This is a genomic window from Ancylobacter defluvii (genome assembly GCF_018390605.1).
Taxonomy (GTDB): Bacteria; Pseudomonadota; Alphaproteobacteria; order Rhizobiales; family Xanthobacteraceae; genus Ancylobacter; species Ancylobacter defluvii.
This window is the reverse complement of sequence record NZ_JAHBGD010000012.1, coordinates 292,874-308,936: the sequence shown is the minus strand read 5'-3', so window position 1 is coordinate 308,936 and position 16,063 is coordinate 292,874. Positions and strand designations below refer to the sequence as shown.

Genomic DNA, 16,063 nt, shown 5'->3' with positions numbered 1-16,063 from the left:
GGACGGAAGGGGAGGAATGGCCGGCGGCTATTCGGCGGCGGCGTCCGGGATGTCGGGCCGCAACTGCCGGGGCAGCGGGAAGAACACGTCCTCCTCGACGGTGTGCACCGTCTCGACCTTGACGGCGAAACGCGCGGCGAAGGCGTCGATGATCTCCTCGACGAGGATTTCCGGCGCCGAGGCGCCCGCCGTCACCGCCAGCGAGGTGATGCCGTCGAACAGCTCCCAGTCGATCTCGCTCGCCCGCTGCACCAAGACCGCGACGCGGCAGCCGGCGCGTTCGCCGGCCTCGCGCAGGCGCTGCGAGTTGGAGGAATTCGGCGCCCCGACCACGATCATCGCGTCGACATGCGGCGCCACCTTCTTCACCGCTTCCTGGCGGTTGGTGGTGGCGTAGCAGATGTCTTCCTTGTGTGGGGCGGTCATCGCCGGGAAGCGGGCGCGCAATATGTCGACGATCGCGGCGGTATCGTCGATGGAGAGGGTGGTCTGCGTCGTATAGGCGAGATTGGCCGGATCGCGCGGGGTGAAGGTCCGCGCCTGCTCGGCGGTCTCGATCAGCGTCACCGCGCCCTCGGGCAACTGGCCCATGGTGCCGATCACCTCCGGATGGCCGGCATGGCCGATCAGCACCACCTCGCGGCCCTTCTTGTAGTGCACGGTGGCCTCGCGATGCACCTTGGTCACCAGCGGACAGGTGGCGTCGATGGCGTAGAAATTGCGCGCCGCCGCCTCCAGCGGCACCGATTTCGCGACGCCATGGGCGGAGAAGATCACCGGAGCGGTGGTGTCGGCGGGAATCTCGTCGAGTTCCTCGACGAAGATGGCGCCCTTCGCCTTCAGCCCCTCGACGACATATTTGTTATGGACGATCTCGTGGCGCACATAGACCGGCGGCCCATAGAGCGCCAGCGCGCGCTCCACCGCGTCGATGGCCCGCACCACCCCGGCGCAGAAGCCGCGCGGGGCGCAGAGCAGGACGCGGAGAGCCGGCTTCTCGGCAGCTGTGTCGATGGCGCTCATCGCGGGTTCCGTCGCGGAGCCACCGCACCGGGGCGCGGCGGCGGCGAATGTCTGAACGGATGCCGGAAAAATCCAGCTTCCGCTCCCTCATGGGTGGAGCGACCCGCAGTGTCAAGCGCGCCGCCCCGGGGCGTGCCGGCGCAGCCGCCGGCGAGGCGCGGCGAGAATGGGCGGGGACAGTGGCTCGCGATCACGGCCGGCTGCCCATTCTTCGCCGTCTTTGGATTTGCACGCGCGGGCCGGCGGGCTTATATTCGCGCCATCCCGGTCATCGCGAGACGGTCCGAGGCTCCGCCCCCGAGGGGGTGGCGGAGCGAACGGATCCGCGTATGCGACGTTTACTGGCCGCAGAGTTTACTGGCCGAAAGCCATTTACAGGAGACGCGCCCCATGGCGAACGCCCCTCTTATGCCGAAGGCCACCGCCGTGTGGCTGGTGGAAAACACCGCGCTGACGTTCGATCAGATCGCCGACTTCTGCAAGCTGCATGTCCTCGAAGTGAAGGGCATCGCCGACGGCGAAGTCGCGCAGGGCATCAAGGGCCTCGACCCGGTCTCTTCCGGCCAGCTGTCGCGCGAAGAGATCGAGCGCGCCGAGAAGAACCCGAACTACCGGCTGAAGCTGCTCGAATCCAAGGTGCGCCTGCCGGAGCCCAAGCGTCGCCGCGGCCCGCGCTACACCCCGGTGTCGAAGCGCCAGGACCGGCCGAACGCCATTCTCTGGCTGCTGCGCAATCACCCGGAGTTGAAGGACAGCCAGGTGATGCGGCTGGTCGGCACCACCAAGACCACCATCGAGTCGATCAAGGAGCGCACCCACTGGAACGCGCAGAACCTGACGCCGATGGACCCGGTGACGCTCGGCCTGTGCTCGCAGATCGACCTCGACATCGAAGTGCAGCGTTCGTCCAAGGACCGCCCGGCCACCCTCGCCGAGGGCGCCGGCGCCACGCTGCTGCCGGCCGAGGTCACCACCTCGCACACGCCGCATGACGAGGGCTTCACCGCCCCGCGCAAGCCGAAGGAAGATTCGCTCGACCTCGAAACCGTGTTCGCCAAGCTCGGCGGCTCGCGCAAGAGCGAGGCTGGCGAGGACGAATGATCCCCGCGCCGCGCTGACGGGAGCCGGCCGTTGACGCCCTTCGACGATCCGCACTCGGTGGCGCGTTACGCCGAAGGTCCGCCGCGGCTGGTGCCCGGCTTTGCCGATATGCAGCGCATGGCGCTGCTGCTGCTGGCCGAGCACGCGCCGGACGATGCGCGCATCCTCGTTCTCGGTGCCGGGGGCGGGCTGGAGTTGCGCACCTTCGCCGCGGCACGGCCGGGCTGGAGCTTTGACGGCGTCGATCCGTCGGAGGAGATGCTGAAGCTGGCGGCCGCTACCCTCGGCCCGCTGGCGCCGAGGGCACGGCTGTATCGCGGCCTCATCGACGTCGCGCCCGAAGGGCCGTTCGATGGCGCCACCTGCCTGCTCACCTTGCATTTCCTGCCGGAGGCCGAGCGCCTCGCCACGCTGGAGGCGGTGCGCTGCCGGCTGAAGCCGGGCGCGCCCTTCGTCGTCGTCCATCACAGCATCGCCGGGGATGAAGACGACCGCGCGCGCTGGCTGTCGCGCTATGCCGCCTTCGCCGTCGCCTCGGGCGTACCGCCCGAACAGGCTGAAAGCGCCCGCATCGCGATTCCTGCCCGCCTGCCCATCCTCGCGCCGGAAGAGGATGCGGCGCTGCTGCGGCGGGCCGGCTTCGCCGCGGTCGAGCTGTTCTACGCCGCCTTTACCTTTCGCGGCTGGGTCGCCCGCGCCTGAGCGCGGGAGACCCGTCGCGCCGCCTCATGCGGCGCTCGGCTTCGTAGCGGGCTTCACATTGCTCGGCTTCACATGGCCGCGCTGCTTGAGCACGGTGGCGATCTCGTCCAGCACCGCCGGATCGTCGATGGTGGCCGGCATGTTCCACGGCGCGGCATCGGCGATCTTCTTCATGGTGCCGCGCAGAATCTTGCCGGAGCGGGTCTTGGGCAGCCGCGCCACGGTGATGGCGATGCGGAACGCCGCCACCGGGCCGATGCGCTCGCGCACCAGTGCGACGATCTCGGCCTCGATCGCCGCCGGCGAGCGCTCGACGCCGGATTTCAGCACCACGAAGCCGCAGGGCACCTCGCCCTTCAGCTCGTCATGCATGCCGATCACCGCGCATTCGGCGACGTCGGGATGGCCGGCCAGCACCTCCTCCATGCCGCCGGTGGACAGGCGGTGGCCGGCGACATTGATGATGTCGTCGGTGCGGCCCATGATGAACAGGTAGCCGTCGGCGTCGCGGAAGCCGGCATCGGCGGTCTTGTAATAGCCGGGGAACTCCGTGAGGTAGCTTTCGACGAAGCGCTCCTCCTGCCGCCACAGCGTCGGCAGGCAGCCGGGCGGCAAGGGCAGCTTGATGGCGATCGAGCCCATCTTGCCGTCGGCGACCGGATGGCCACCCTCGTCGAGGATGTCGATCTGGTAGCCGGGCATCGGCACGCCGGTCGAGCCCGGCTTTACCGGCATCAGGCCGAGGCCGACCGGGTTGCCGGCGATCGCCCAGCCGGTCTCGGTCTGCCACCAATGGTCGATCACCGGCACGCCGAGCTTGTCGCCCGCCCACAGCACCGTGTCGGGGTCGGCGCGCTCGCCGGCGAGGAACAGGGTGCGCAGGCTGGAGAGGTCGTAGCCGCCGATCAGCCTGCCGTTGGGGTCTTCCTTCTTGATGGCGCGCAGCGCGGTCGGGGCAGTGAACAGCGCCGACACCTTGTAGTCCTCGATCACCCGCCAGAACGCGCCGGCATCCGGCGTGCCGACCGGCTTGCCCTCATAGAGCACGCTGGTGCAGCCGGTGATCAGCGGCGCATAGACGATGTAGGAATGGCCGACCACCCAGCCGATATCGGAGGCCGACCAGAACACCTCGCCCGGCTTCACCCCGTAGAGGCCTTCCATCGACCAGCGCAGCGCCACCATGTAGCCGCCGGTGTCGCGCACCACGCCCTTCGGCTTGCCGGTGGTGCCGGAGGTATAGAGGATGTAGAGCGGATCGGTGGCGCCCATCGGCGCGCAATCGACGCCGCGCCCGCCGGCCGCCGCCTTCTCGCGCAGCGTCGCCCAGTCATGGTCGCGCCCGGCGACCAGCTGCGCCTCCATTTGCGGGCGCTGCAGGATGACGCAGGCATCCGGCTTGTGGCGCGCCATGGCGAGCGCGCGGTCGAGCAGCGGCTTGTAGGGCACGAAGCGGCTCGGCTCGACGCCGCAGGAGGCGGCGAGCACCACCTTGGGCCGGGCGTCGTCGATGCGGCTGGCCAGCTCCGCCGCCGCAAAGCCGCCGAACACCACCGAATGCACGGCGCCGATGCGGGCGCAGGCCAGCATGGCGATCACCGCCTCCGGCACCATCGGCATATAGATGACGACGCGGTCGCCCTTCTCGACGCCGAGGTCGCGCAGCATGGCGCCGAGCGTGCGGGTCTCCGCCAGCATCTCGGCATAGGTGACGGTGCGCTGGCTGCCGGTGACCGGGCTGTCATAAAGGATCGCCGGCTGCGGCCCGCGCCCGGCATCGACATGCCGGTCCACCGCATTGTGGCAGACATTGGTGAGGCCGCCGACGAACCAGCGCCCATAGGCGCCGAGGCCGGGATCGAACACCTGACGCGGCGGGGCGATCCAGTCGATCGCCTTGGCCGCCTGGCTCCAGAACCGCTCGGGGTCGTCGATCGCGGCGGCCTGGACGGCACCGTAGCCGGAGGCCGGTGCCGCGGCGGTGGCGGAGGTGGTCATGGTCGGCGTCTCCCTGAAACCGATGGTATTATTTTCGAGGGTGTTTTTCTTCAAGGAAACCGATGGCGGGTTTCGCCTGCAAGAACGCTGAAATGCTTACGACCTTGGTCGACCCCGCGAGCTGCCGACGCGAAAACCGCGAAACGCGAACCGCCGGCCCTGGGGCCGGCGGCAAAAGACGCTGTACCTTCCACGCATTGATCCACAGCGCTTGGCCTGAGGTATGTGGGCTGGCGGTTCACGAACCCGCGATACGTCGGCCTGCCGTGCTCGAACCCGCTAATGCACCGTCTTCAACCGGGTGATTTCGTCCTTGAGGTGCAGCTTGCGCCGCTTAAGTTCCGCTATTCTCGATTCGCTGGATGCCGGATGGGCCATTTCGGCCTTCAGTTCCCTGTCGAGCGCTTGGTGGCGCCTTTCGAGTTCCGCAACATGCGCCTGCATGGACATGGACTGTGATCTCCCTGTCTGGATTAGGAACGTCATCAGTCTGTCACCGAAGAACGGCGCTGTCGACGAAACGATGCGCTGCGCCGCAGCATGTCCGTGCGGTGCAAAAAGCGCCACTTGTGCGGAGGACAGGCACCGGGCGGCGTATTGCGGCCAGCGGCAACCACGGTGATAATCGTGCCGCGCGCCATGGCGCGATGAAAAACGAATCGGGTTGCGGGTCGGCGTTTTGGCACAGATGACGGCGGATGAGGAACGCGAGCTGCAGGCGCTCCTCGAGCGCCTGCGACAGGAACATCGCGATCTCGACAGTGCGATCGAGGCGTTGCAGTCGATTCCCGGCTGTGACCAGCTGCAGCTCGCCCGGCTGAAGAAGCGCAAGCTGTCGCTCAAGGACCGCATCGGCTTCTTCGAGGACCAGATCCTGCCCGACATCATCGCCTGAGGCGGGTCCCCCGGCTGCATTGCCGCCGGGGGGAGGGCACGGGGCCGGATCAGAACTGCGTCAGCAGGACGTCGGCATTGGTGGTGTCGGCCTTGCTGGGCACCGGCTCGACATTGAGGATCAGCACCTCGCCGTCATCGACCAGCATCGAGTAGCGCTTGGAGCGCAGGCCGAGCCCGGCGGCGGAGGCGTCGAAATCGAGGCCCAGCGCCTTGGCGAATTCGCCATTGCCGTCGGAGAGGAACAGGATCTTGCCGCCGGCATTGGAGGCCTTTTCCCAGGCTTCCAGCACGAAGGGGTCGTTGACCGCGGTCACCGCGATGGTGCTGACGCCCTTGGCGAAGATCTCGTCGGCGCGGGCGATGAAGCTCGGCAGGTGGTTCTTGTGGCAGGTCGGGGTGAAGGCGCCCGGCACCGCGAACAGCACGACCTTCTTGTTCTTGAAGATTTCCTCGGTGGATTTCGGCACCGGGCCGTCCGCGGTGGCGACGCGGAAGGTGGCGCTCGGCAGGCTGTCGCCGACCTTGATCGTCATGGGGAATTCCTTTCAACGGACGTCATATGACATAGCTGCGCCGCCCGGAGCGGTTCTTGCGGAGCGGTTCTGGCGCCGCCCCGGCGCGGCGCCGGTAGCATAATCGGTTCCCGTCGCACGGAAAGCGTTTTCAGGGGGTGGAAAGTCGCGCCGTCGCCTCCACCGCCCGCACCGCGCCGGCGTCCTTGCCGTCGACGAGGGTGAAGCGCAGCGGGCTGTCGGCGAGGCTCGCCCCCTTCGGCACGCCCTCGACCGGCAGCACGAAGACGGTGCGGCCATCGGCGCCCGGTTGGCGCTCGGGCAGCGGCAGGGCCCAGTCCTCGTTCGGCCCCTCGACGAACAGGTCGCCGGCGGCAGAATCGGCGAGACGGGCGGTCACCCGGATGCGGGCCTTGTCGCCCGTGCCTTCCAGCCTGGCCTCTTCGATGGCGGGCGCGCCGGAAGCCCCCATTCCGACCGGCCGCGGCACCTGGGCGGTGGCGTTCTCCAGCGCCGGCGAGGTCGGGGCGGCGCCGGCGGCGGGAATGTCGAGCGCGACGCTGGCGCTGGCCGGCTGGCAGATGGTCGAGCACACCGCGAAATCGAGCGCGAGATCGAGCCGCACCGGCTGGCCGGGGTCCTTCGGCACAACCCGCAACGGCAGGATCACGTCGTGCTTGTAGCCGATCGAGGTGGCGCCGCCTTCGTCGAAGCGGATCGGTGCCGGCCAGTCGATCTCCACCCGTTCGACATTGTCGGAATCGCCCCAGTTGAACTGCGGCGGGATGCCGGCATCGCCGGGATAGCGCCAATAGGTCTTCCAGCCCGATGCCAGCCGGATCTCGACGCCGGCGTGATGAACCACCCCTTCGCGGGCGCCGGCGACCAGCCGCACCGCGGTGCCTTCCGGCGCCGACCATGGCGATTCGACCTCCGCCCGCGCCGGCGGCAAGGACAGCGCGACCACGAGGGGAGCGGCGAGAAGCGGGGCGGCGAGGCGGGAATGCGTGATCATATCCAGCCGATAGCCCGTCGCGCGACCGGCGGAAAGCCGGCACGCCCGCAATTTCATGTGAGGCCCGGCGGGCAGGTGCCGCCGGATGCCGCAGCGGACTTGAAAAACCGCGGGTCGGGACTAGGCTTCCTTGCATGTGGATCGGCCAGAAGGACAATGGCGGCGACGACCGTCCCCCGGACACCAGCTTCCTCGACGGACAGCTGCTGGTGGCCATGCCCGGCATGCGCGACGAGCGTTTCGCCCGCGCGGTGATCTATATGTGCGCCCATTCGCCCGAGGGGGCGATGGGCATCATCGTCAACCAGCCGGCCAGCCATATCAGTTTCCGCGACCTGCTGGTGCAGCTCGACGTGGTGCCGGAGGAGGAGCGTATACACTTGCCGCGCGCCGCCGGCGAGGTGACGGTGCTGAAGGGCGGGCCGGTGGAGACCGGGCGCGGCTTCGTGCTGCATTCCTCGGATTTCTTCATCCAGGATTCGACGCTGCCGATCGACAGCGGCATCTGCCTCACCGCCACCCTCGACATCCTGAAGGCGATCGCCGGCGGCGGCGGGCCGCACAGCGCGGTGCTGGCGCTCGGCTATGCCGGCTGGGCGCCGGGGCAGCTGGAAAACGAGATCCAGCAGAATGGCTGGCTCAACTGCCCGGCGGATGCGTCGCTGGTGTTCGGCACCGATGCGGCCGGCAAATATGAGCGGGCGCTGCGCAAGCTCGGCATCGATCCCGGCATGCTCTCCACCGAGGCCGGCCACGCCTGAGGCGGCGGGGCCGCCTTCTTCCCTGCGCGATCAGAGACGGCCATGGCGCCGGCCATCGTCCCGGTGGTCGCGCCGCTCTGTCTTGTGCCGGAAGGCGGCGATCAGGACGCCTTGGCGGGCGCCTCGCCGGAAGAATCGGCCGGGCGCGCCGGCGTGGCGGCGGGAGTTGCCGCCGGGCGGGCGGGTGTCGGGCGCGGCAACGGTCCGGCAGCCGGCCGGATGGCAGCGTCGCCGTTGCCGGTGGCTTGGCCCGTGTTTGGGGCAGTCGATTGGCCGGTCGTCGGGCCAGCCGGCTTGGCGTCCAGCTTGGCGTCCGGCTTGCCGCCGCGGCGCAGCAGCCGGCCGCGCTCGAGCAGCGAGGCCGGCGAGGCCTCGGGCTGCAGCAGCCGGCGCGCTTCCTCCGCCGACATGACCTCGCCGAACAGCGGTCCCTGGCCGTAGCGGCAGCCGAGCTTGGCCAGCGCGGTGGCCGAGGCCTCCGATTCCACCCCCTCGGCGACGATCTCCATGCCGAGATCATGCGCCATGGTGACGATGGTGCGCAGGATCACCGGCCGCTGCGCCTTGTTGCCGTTGCGCCCCAGCGCTTTGACGAAGGTGCGGTCGACCTTGATGGTGTCGAACGGAAAGCGCTGGAGATAGGCCAGCGAGGAATAGCCGGTGCCGAAATCGTCCAGCGTCAGCCCGGCGCCGAGCTCGCGCATGCGCAGCAGGATCTGTGCCGCATATTCCGGGTTCTCCATCGCCAGCGATTCGGAAAGCTCCAGCTTCAGCGTGCCGGGCGCCACCACATTGCGGGCGAGGATGGCCTTGAGGTCCTGCAGAAGATCGTGCCGCAGCATCTGCCGCGAGGAGATGTCGACGGTGATGAAGATCGGGTCGCCGCGCATCGACCGCTGCCAGGCGCCGAGCTGGCGGGCGCTGGCGTCGAGCACGAACAGGCCGATGTCGACGATCAGGCCGGAATCCTCGGCCAGCGTCATGAAGTCGTCCGGGGCGAGCGTGCCGAGCGTCGGGTGCTGCCAGCGCGTCGACACCTCGAAGCCGGCGATGGTGCGCGTCGTCAGGTCCATGATCGGCCGGTAGACCACGCCGATCTCGCCCTTCTCCAGCGCCGAGCGCAGGTCGCTCTCCAGCGTCATCCGGTCGAGCTTCTGGGTGCGCATCGAGGGGCGGAACACCTCGATGCGGTCGCCGCCGACCCGCTTGGCGAAATACATCGCCAGCTCGGCATCCTTCAGCATCTCCTGCGGCGTGCGCTTCTGGCCGTCGGCGAGCAGCAGGCCGATCGAGGCGGTGATGAAGATCTCGCGATCGCCGAAGGTGATCGGTGCCCGCAGCGTCCGGCGCAGCGTGTCGGCGAAGGCGGTGACCCGCTCGGGGTCGCGCTCGGACATCAGGATCAGCGCGAAATGGTCGCCGCCGAGGCGGGCGAGGGTATCCTGCTGCTTGGTGAGCCGCATCAGCCGGCGCGCCACGGTGAGCAGGATGGAATCGCCGGCGGGCATGCCGAGGCTGGCGTTCACCTGTTTGAAGCGGTCGAGGTCGACCAGCATGATGGTCGGCTTCAGCGTCTCGTCCGAGCGCGCAAAACCGCTCGCCGAGGCGAGCCGGTCGAGGAACAATTCGCGGTTCGGCAGCCCGGTGAGGTTGTCGTGCACCGCGTCGTGCAGCATGCGCTCTTCGGCGGTGCGGCTGTCGGTGACGTCGGAGAGCGTGCCGATGCAGCGCACCACCTCGCCGTCGGTGCCCACCACCGGCCGGGCGCGCAGGTTGAACCACAGATAGTGGCCGTCCTTGGAGCGCAGGCGGAAATCCTGGTCGATGCGTCCGCGCCGCTGGTCGAGCAGCCCGTCGAGGGTGGCACGGAAGCGGTCGCGGTCGCCGGGATGGATGGTCTCCAGCCAGCCGGTGGCCTCGGTGTCGAGCGCGCCGGCCTTCAGGCCGAGCAGCTGCTCGGCTTCCGGGCTGACATGGATGCGGTCGGCATCGACGTCCCAGTCCCAGACGATGTCGCCGGAGCCGGCCACCGCCAGCGCCCGGCGCTCCAGCTCCTGCGCGCTGCCGGCCACCGAGCCGATGCCGGCGAAGGCGTGCTGCATCACCGTGAAGCCGATGAGCATGACGATCAGCACCAGCCCGCCGAGCAGGGCGGGGGCGACGAGGTCGTTGCCGATGCGCCCGGACACGGCCATGCCGGCGGTGATCACCCACACCATCAACAGGAACAGCGTCGGGATGATCAGCACCGCTCGGTCGTAGCGGTGCAGCGACAGCCACATCACCACGGCGAAGCCCATCACCGAGACCACCAGCAGCGAGGGGCGGGCGATGCCGGCCGCCGCGGAAGGGTCGAGCAGCGCCAGGCCGACCAGGGCGACCAGGAACACCAGCCAGCCGGCGGTGATGTGCATGTAGCGCACATGCCAGCGGTTGAGGTTGAGATAGGCGAACAGGAACACCACCAGCGTGGCGGCGAGGATCGCCTCGCCGGCGGCGCGCCAGAATTGCTGGGCGAGCGGCGAGATGCCGAACACCTTGCTCCAGAAGCCGAAATCGAGGCCGATATAGCCGAGCACCGCCCAGGCCAGCAGCGCGGCGGCCGGGAACATCGCGCTGCCCTTCACCACGAACAGGATGGTGAGGAACAAAGCGAGCAGGCCGGCAATGCCGATCACGATGCCGTTATACAGGGTGAAGGAGTTCACCTTGTCCTTGAAGGTCTCCGGCTCCCAGAGGTGCAGCTGCGGCAGGTTGCCGTCGGCGAGCTCGGCGACCAGTGTCACCGTGGTGCCGGGGTCGAGGGTGACGAGATAGACGTCGGCGTCCGAGGCGCTCTGCAATTCCGGGCGGAAGCCCTGGCTGGGGGTCAGGTTGAGGATGCGGCGATTGCCGAGGTCGGGCCAGAACACGCCGGAGCCGACCATGCGGTAATGCGGAGCGACGATCAGCCGGTCGACCTGCTCGTCGGTGTTGTTGGCGAGCGCGAACACCGCCCATTTGCTGCCATTGGGCGTCGGGGCGACGGCGCGCACCTCGAAGCGGCGCACGATGCCGTCGGCGCCCGGCACGGTGGAGACCGGGATGCTGTTGCCCTCGGTGTCGTGCCGCTCGATCGCCGGCGCGAGGTCGATCACCGGCGCATCGAGCCGGATCGCCACCGCATCGAGCGCGCGCGCCGCGCCCGGCGCCAGCGTCATCGCCGGCACCAGCGCCAGCAGGAACGCGACGAGCGAGTGGATGAGGGCGCGGGGCACCAGTCGACGGGCAATGGCCAAAAACGGGGTCTCCTGAGGCTGCGCGGCGCGCCTTGCGAGCGCGATGCGCCACGATGAGTAGCGGCGTGTGACGGCCGGGGCAAGGCAGCCCGGTCCGGCACGCAGGGGAAGCCGGGCCGGCTCCGCGGGCGGATCAGCCCGAGGTGCCGCCCGCCCATTTGCGCAGGATCGCCTCCGCCTTGCCCCGCTCCTCGGGCGTCAGCGTGGTGATCATCTTGTCGAGCTCGGCATCCTTGGTCCCGCCCTGCGACTGCGCGACCTTGTACCAGGCGGCGGCGAGCGGCTTGTCCTGATTGGTGCCGCGCCCGGCGGCGAGCATGCGGGCATAGCGGTTCTGGGCGATGGCGTTGCCGGCCAGCGCCGCCTTGCGGAACAGCTCGGCGGCGCGCTCCTCGTCCTTGGGCATGCCGAAGCCGTTGAACACCGCAATGGCGTATTCGGTGGTGGCGACGACATGGCCGATCTCGTCGGCGCGCTGCAGCAGCCGCGCCGACTCGATGGCGTCGCGCGGCACGCCGCGGCCCTCGCGATAGAGAATGGCGAGGGCATAGAGCGCATCCGGCTCGTCCTGGTCGGCGGCCTTGCGGAACCAGTCGGCCGCCAGGCTCGGCTCCTTCGGCGCCGCCTCGCCCTCGAGATAGAGCAGGCCGAGATTGTAGCAGGCGAGCGAGTTGCCCTTCTCGGCGGCGGCGCGCAGCAGCGGCACCGCCTCGCTCTTGATCTGGGCGTTGTTGCCGGCTTCCTTGAGCTTCAGCGAGGCGAGGGCGAACAGGGCGTCGGCACTGCCCTTGGCGGCGGCGGCCTCGTACCACTGGCGGGCGGCGGCCCGGTCCTCGACCACCCCATAGCCCTGCGACAGGATCTCCGCCGCCAGTACCATGGCCACCGGGTCCTGGGCACCGTTCGCCCGCTCGACCGCCAGTTTCAGCGCCGCGGCATAGTCGCCGCGCTGGAAGGCGCCATAGGCGGCGTCGAGCGGCGGGCCATTCTGGTCCGGCGGGTTCCCGGCCTGCGGCGCGGCCTGCTGAGGCACGGTCCCGGGAGACAGGGACGCCGGAGGCGTGCCGCCCTGAGATGGAGCCCCCTGCGGCGCGGCCCCCTCAGGCGCGGCCTGCGGCGGTGCGGCCTCGTGAGACGTCTGGGCGCGCACGAAGCCGCCCGCGGCGGCGGCGAGAACCAGGACGGCCGCGGCGGCGCCGGCGACGTGCCGCGCCCGCATCAGCCGGCTCCCGCCGGCACGAGCCGGCCGGCGAGGGCGCGGGCGGCGTCCGCCGTATCGTCGAGAAGCAGGGTGTCCACGGCGATGAAGTCGGCACCGGCGGCGACCAGCGCGTCGACTTCCTCCAGGGTGCGGGCATAGGCGACGCAGGGGGTCTGGAAGATCTCCGCCCACCACTGCACGCGCTCGCACGTGGTGTCGAAGGGCGGGCGGCGTCCCTGGGCGTCGGCTTCGCCGAACATCACGTAGTCGGCGCCGCTCTCGCCGGCGCTCATGGCGTCGTGCTTGTTCTTCAGATCGCTGACGCCGGCAATGCCGTCCGGCCGCACGGCGGCGAGGGCGCCCTTCAGCGCCGTGAGGCCGGTGGCGTGCACGCCGTCGGCGCCGGTGGCGGCGGCGAGCGCGGCATTGCCGTCGATCAGGCAGGCGGCGCCGGCTTCCTGGGCGGCGGCGACGAGGCCGCGCAACTCGCCGGCGCCGGCCTCGCCGGGACGGATCAGCACGGCGGCGAGATCGGTCGCCGCCGCGACATCGCGCAGCAATGCGGCAAGGCGCTCCGCCTCGGCTTCGGCATGGCCGGCGAGGGGAGGCAGCAGGAGATAGAGGCGCGGGGCCAGCGGGGCGGTTTTGTTTTCGGATCGGGCCATGATCGAGCCATGTCGCAGGATGGCGGCGAAAGCACGGCCGAAACGCGCGCAATCGGCCGGCGCCGAGTCCTAGAACAACTTCCGGGGAAATTGAAACGATTTCGCCGGCGGCGTCGTCCCGGCGGCGGCCCGCCCGCCCTCGGCATCGCCGGCGGCGTGCCGGTGCGACGGGCAATTCACCAGCGCCTACACGGGTTTGTCATGTTTGCGCTTTTCCGTCGCGGGCGTGCGCGGGCGATGCTAAGCAAGGGCAGCCGCAGCTCGCCGCCCGGTGCAGGCCCGCTTTTGGGAGCGCCCGTGGTCACGGCCCAATGACGGTGGAGGAAACATGCCCGCCCGTTCGTCCCGTGCCTTTCGCGTCCGTCCGGCCGCGCTGCTGGCGCTTGCCGGCAGCCTGGCCACGCTTGCGCCCGCCGCCTGGGCGCAAACCGCCCCGTCGAGCGCCCAGGCGCCATCTGCCGCCACCGCCGCCGGGCTTTCCTGGCCGCGCAGCGTGACGATCGGCGACAAGGCGCTGGAGATCTACCAGCCGCTGGTCGAGAGCTGGAACGGCGACGCCATTTCCGGCCGCGCCGCGGTCGCCTTCGGCGCCGCCGCCGGCACGCCGACCTATGGCATCGCCCATTTCACCGCCCGCGTCGCCATCGACAAGCCGGCGCGGCTCGCCAAGCTCACCAGCATCGCCATCACCAAGGTGGACGTGCCGACCCAGCCGGGCCTCGACACCCAGGTGCTGAGCGCCCTGCAGGCGCATATCCCGGCCGAGGGGCTGACGGTGGCGCTCGACCATCTGCTCACCAGCTATGCCGCCAACAAGCAGCTGACCAAGGACATGGAGCAGCCGGTCGACAACACCCCGCCGAAGCTCCTGTTCGTCGATGCGCCGACCCTGCTGGTGCAGGTCGCCGGCCAACCGGTGCTGCGGGCGGTCGCGGGTGCGCAGGGCTTCCAGCGCGTCATCAACACCCACCCGCTGCTGCTCGCCGACGGTTCCGGCGATTTCTATGTCCAGGCGGCGAGCTACTGGTACCAGGCCAAGGCGATAGAGGGCCCGTGGACGGTGCTGGCGCAGCCTTCCGATGCGCTGCAGGCCGCCGGCTCGATGGCCAATTACGCGCAGCAGGCCGAGACGCTGCTGCCGGCCGACGGCAAGAAGCCGCCGCAGGCGCCGGCGCTCATCGTCTCCACCGTGCCGGCCGAGCTCGTGGTCACCGCCGGCGCCCCGACCATGGAGCCGGTCGGCGGCACCTCGCTGCTGCGCATGGGCAATGCCGACCATGCGGTGATCATGGACCCGGACAGCAATAATTATTACGTGCTGGTCTCCGGCCGCTGGTTCCGCGCCGCCGGCCTCAATGGCCCGTGGAGCTATGTGGCCGGCGACCGGCTGCCGGCGCAGTTCAAGAGCATCTCGACCACCGATCCGGTGGCCAACGCCCTGGTGGCGGTGCCCGGCACGCCGCAGGCCAAGGAAGCGGTGATCTCCACTTTGGTGCCGCAGACGGCGAGCGTGGCGCGTTCCACCCAGCTCACCATCCAGTATGATGGCGGCACCCCGAAATTCGTGCCGATCCGTGGCACCCAGCTGAGCTATGCCGAGAACACCCGCACGCCGGTGATCGAGCTCGACGCCACCCGCTACTACGCGCTGTTCCAGGGCGCCTGGTTCATGGCGGCGACGCCGTCCGGCCCGTGGGTGATCGCCGATGTGGTGCCGGCGGCGATCTACACCATCCCGGCCTCCTCGCCGCTGCACTACGTCACCTATGTCTATGTCTACGCCTCGACCGCCGATGCGGTGACGGTCGGCTACACGCCCGGCTATCTCGGCGTGGTGGTCGGCCCGGGCGGCACGGTGCTCTACGGCACCGGCTATAGCTGCGTCGGCTATGTCGGCAGTTACTGGTATGGCTGCCCGGACACCTATGGCTACAATGCCGCCTTCGGCTGGACCAGCGGCTTCGCCTTCGGCTTTGCCGCCGGCTATGCTTGGGGCGCGATGTCGCCCTGGTGGGGGCCGTATTGGGGCGTCGGCCCGTGGGGCGGGCCGTGGGCCGGCGTCAACGTCAACCAGACCAACATCTATGGCCGCTGGGGCGGCGCGGCGACCATCGACCATGCCTGGGGCTATAATCCCTGGACCGGCAATGAATGGCGCGCCAATTCTATCAATGGCGTCACCGCGCGCGGCACCGAATTCGCCGGCCGCTCCGGCGCCGCCTTCAATCCGTGGAACGGCAATTTCGCTGCCGGCCGCGAGGGCGGCTACTACAATCCGTCGACCGGCGCCTTTGGCGGTGCCCGCGCCGGCGCGGTGGGCAATGCCAATACCGGCAATTTCGCCGCCGGCCGCCAGTCGGCGGGCTACAACCCGTCGACCGGCTTCGGCCATGCCTCCGAGACCGGGGTCACCCGCGACGACGGCCATGTCGATGTCGACAGCCGCGGCATCGCCGGCAATGTCCATTCCGGCAACGCGGTCGGCTGGAACAATGGCAACATCTATACCGACCATGACGGCTCGATCCACCAGTACACGCCGGACGGAAACTGGCAGCACCAGGCGTCGGACGGCGGCTGGCAGCGCGACAGCGACGCCGGCCAGGTCGATCGCCTGAACACCCAGCGCCAGTTCCAGGGCTGGGGCGACCAGCGCGTCGACGACTTCGCCCGTTCCGGCGGCTGGGGCGGCGGTGGCGGCGGCTTCGATCGCGGCGGCTGGGGTGGCGGCGGTGGTGGTTTCGACCGTGGCGGTTTCGGTGGCGGCGGTTTCGGCGGCTTCCACGGCGGCGGCGGCTTCCGCCGCTGAAGCATCCGACAGATCAGGCAAGGGCGTCGCCGCAGGGCGGCGCCTTTTTACTGGCGGCCCTTACGCGGTTTGATCCGGCACCGGCCCGGTCAGGCCGGGAG

General features: G+C 69.7%; 13 protein-coding genes. 5 read left to right on the top strand and 8 right to left on the bottom strand.

Annotation, left to right across the window (positions count from 1 at the left end; genetic code table 11):
* Positions 1–27: 27 nt before the first annotated feature.
* A complete protein-coding gene (gene ispH / locus KHC24_RS09290; RefSeq protein ID WP_213362926.1) occupies positions 28–1,023 on the bottom strand; it encodes a 4-hydroxy-3-methylbut-2-enyl diphosphate reductase in 996 nt (331 codons plus the stop codon).
* Between the two features lie 390 nt (positions 1,024–1,413).
* Between ispH and KHC24_RS09285 the strand changes: the two genes are divergently transcribed.
* Entirely contained in the window at positions 1,414–2,124 is a 711-nt protein-coding gene (locus tag KHC24_RS09285) for a DUF1013 domain-containing protein (protein ID WP_213362925.1), read from the top strand.
* Positions 2,125–2,154: 30 nt separating this feature from the next.
* On the top strand, positions 2,155–2,826 hold the full coding sequence (locus KHC24_RS09280) for a class I SAM-dependent methyltransferase (RefSeq protein ID WP_213362924.1): 672 nt from the start codon (positions 2,155–2,157) through the stop codon (positions 2,824–2,826).
* Between the two features lie 24 nt (positions 2,827–2,850).
* On the opposite strand, the gene KHC24_RS09275 is transcribed toward KHC24_RS09280, so the two are convergent.
* Entirely contained in the window at positions 2,851–4,824 is a 1,974-nt protein-coding gene (locus KHC24_RS09275) for a propionyl-CoA synthetase (protein WP_213362923.1), read from the bottom strand.
* A gap of 279 nt (positions 4,825–5,103) precedes the next feature.
* Positions 5,104–5,274 (bottom strand): YdcH family protein, encoded by a 171-nt coding sequence (locus KHC24_RS09270; protein ID WP_213362922.1) that lies wholly within the window; start codon positions 5,272–5,274, stop codon positions 5,104–5,106.
* A 238-nt stretch (positions 5,275–5,512) separates the two neighbouring features.
* On the opposite strand from KHC24_RS09270, the gene KHC24_RS09265 reads away from it, so the two are divergent.
* The gene (locus tag KHC24_RS09265; protein ID WP_213362921.1) at positions 5,513–5,719 is read left to right on the top strand and encodes a YdcH family protein; all 207 of its coding nucleotides are present in this window, start codon (positions 5,513–5,515) and stop codon (positions 5,717–5,719) included.
* Between the two features lie 49 nt (positions 5,720–5,768).
* Here KHC24_RS09265 and KHC24_RS09260 read toward each other — a convergent pair whose 3' ends face one another.
* A complete protein-coding gene (locus KHC24_RS09260; RefSeq protein ID WP_213362920.1) occupies positions 5,769–6,254 on the bottom strand; it encodes a peroxiredoxin in 486 nt (161 codons plus the stop codon).
* A gap of 130 nt (positions 6,255–6,384) precedes the next feature.
* Positions 6,385–7,248 (bottom strand): protein-disulfide reductase DsbD domain-containing protein, encoded by an 864-nt coding sequence (locus KHC24_RS09255; protein WP_213362919.1) that lies wholly within the window; start codon positions 7,246–7,248, stop codon positions 6,385–6,387.
* A gap of 134 nt (positions 7,249–7,382) precedes the next feature.
* Between KHC24_RS09255 and KHC24_RS09250 the strand changes: the two genes are divergently transcribed.
* Entirely contained in the window at positions 7,383–8,009 is a 627-nt protein-coding gene (locus KHC24_RS09250; RefSeq protein ID WP_213362918.1) for a YqgE/AlgH family protein, read from the top strand.
* A 101-nt stretch (positions 8,010–8,110) separates the two neighbouring features.
* Here KHC24_RS09250 and KHC24_RS09245 read toward each other — a convergent pair whose 3' ends face one another.
* The 3 genes from KHC24_RS09245 to KHC24_RS09235 form a co-directional block, all read right to left on the bottom strand.
* The gene (locus KHC24_RS09245) at positions 8,111–11,209 is read right to left on the bottom strand and encodes an EAL domain-containing protein (RefSeq protein ID WP_213363020.1); all 3,099 of its coding nucleotides are present in this window, start codon (positions 11,207–11,209) and stop codon (positions 8,111–8,113) included.
* 211 nt (positions 11,210–11,420) lie between these two features.
* Positions 11,421–12,506: a tetratricopeptide repeat protein gene (locus KHC24_RS09240; RefSeq protein WP_213362917.1), complete on the bottom strand. Its 1,086-nt coding sequence runs from the start codon at positions 12,504–12,506 to the stop codon at positions 11,421–11,423.
* A complete protein-coding gene (locus KHC24_RS09235; protein ID WP_213362916.1) occupies positions 12,506–13,153 on the bottom strand; it encodes a thiamine phosphate synthase in 648 nt (215 codons plus the stop codon). Before KHC24_RS09235 ends, KHC24_RS09240 begins: the two co-directional genes overlap by 1 nt.
* A gap of 328 nt (positions 13,154–13,481) precedes the next feature.
* Between KHC24_RS09235 and KHC24_RS09230 the strand changes: the two genes are divergently transcribed.
* A complete protein-coding gene (locus tag KHC24_RS09230; RefSeq protein ID WP_213362915.1) occupies positions 13,482–15,962 on the top strand; it encodes a carbohydrate-binding family V/XII in 2,481 nt (826 codons plus the stop codon).
* Positions 15,963–16,063 lie beyond the last annotated feature (101 nt).

Coding starts and splice junctions, on each gene's coding strand:
- KHC24_RS09275 (WP_213362923.1), bottom strand. CDS start 4,824: ATGACCACCTCCGCCACCGCCGCGGCACCGGCCTCCGGCTACGGTGCC.
- KHC24_RS09245 (WP_213363020.1), bottom strand. CDS start 11,209: ATGACGCTGGCGCCGGGCGCGGCGCGCGCGCTCGATGCGGTGGCGATC.
- KHC24_RS09240 (WP_213362917.1), bottom strand. CDS start 12,506: ATGCGGGCGCGGCACGTCGCCGGCGCCGCCGCGGCCGTCCTGGTTCTC.
- ispH (WP_213362926.1), bottom strand. CDS start 1,023: ATGAGCGCCATCGACACAGCTGCCGAGAAGCCGGCTCTCCGCGTCCTG.
- KHC24_RS09285 (WP_213362925.1), top strand. CDS start 1,414: ATGGCGAACGCCCCTCTTATGCCGAAGGCCACCGCCGTGTGGCTGGTG.
- KHC24_RS09265 (WP_213362921.1), top strand. CDS start 5,513: ATGACGGCGGATGAGGAACGCGAGCTGCAGGCGCTCCTCGAGCGCCTG.
- KHC24_RS09255 (WP_213362919.1), bottom strand. CDS start 7,248: ATGATCACGCATTCCCGCCTCGCCGCCCCGCTTCTCGCCGCTCCCCTC.
- KHC24_RS09270 (WP_213362922.1), bottom strand. CDS start 5,274: ATGTCCATGCAGGCGCATGTTGCGGAACTCGAAAGGCGCCACCAAGCG.
- KHC24_RS09250 (WP_213362918.1), top strand. CDS start 7,383: ATGTGGATCGGCCAGAAGGACAATGGCGGCGACGACCGTCCCCCGGAC.
- KHC24_RS09230 (WP_213362915.1), top strand. CDS start 13,482: ATGCCCGCCCGTTCGTCCCGTGCCTTTCGCGTCCGTCCGGCCGCGCTG.
- KHC24_RS09260 (WP_213362920.1), bottom strand. CDS start 6,254: ATGACGATCAAGGTCGGCGACAGCCTGCCGAGCGCCACCTTCCGCGTC.
- KHC24_RS09235 (WP_213362916.1), bottom strand. CDS start 13,153: ATGGCCCGATCCGAAAACAAAACCGCCCCGCTGGCCCCGCGCCTCTAT.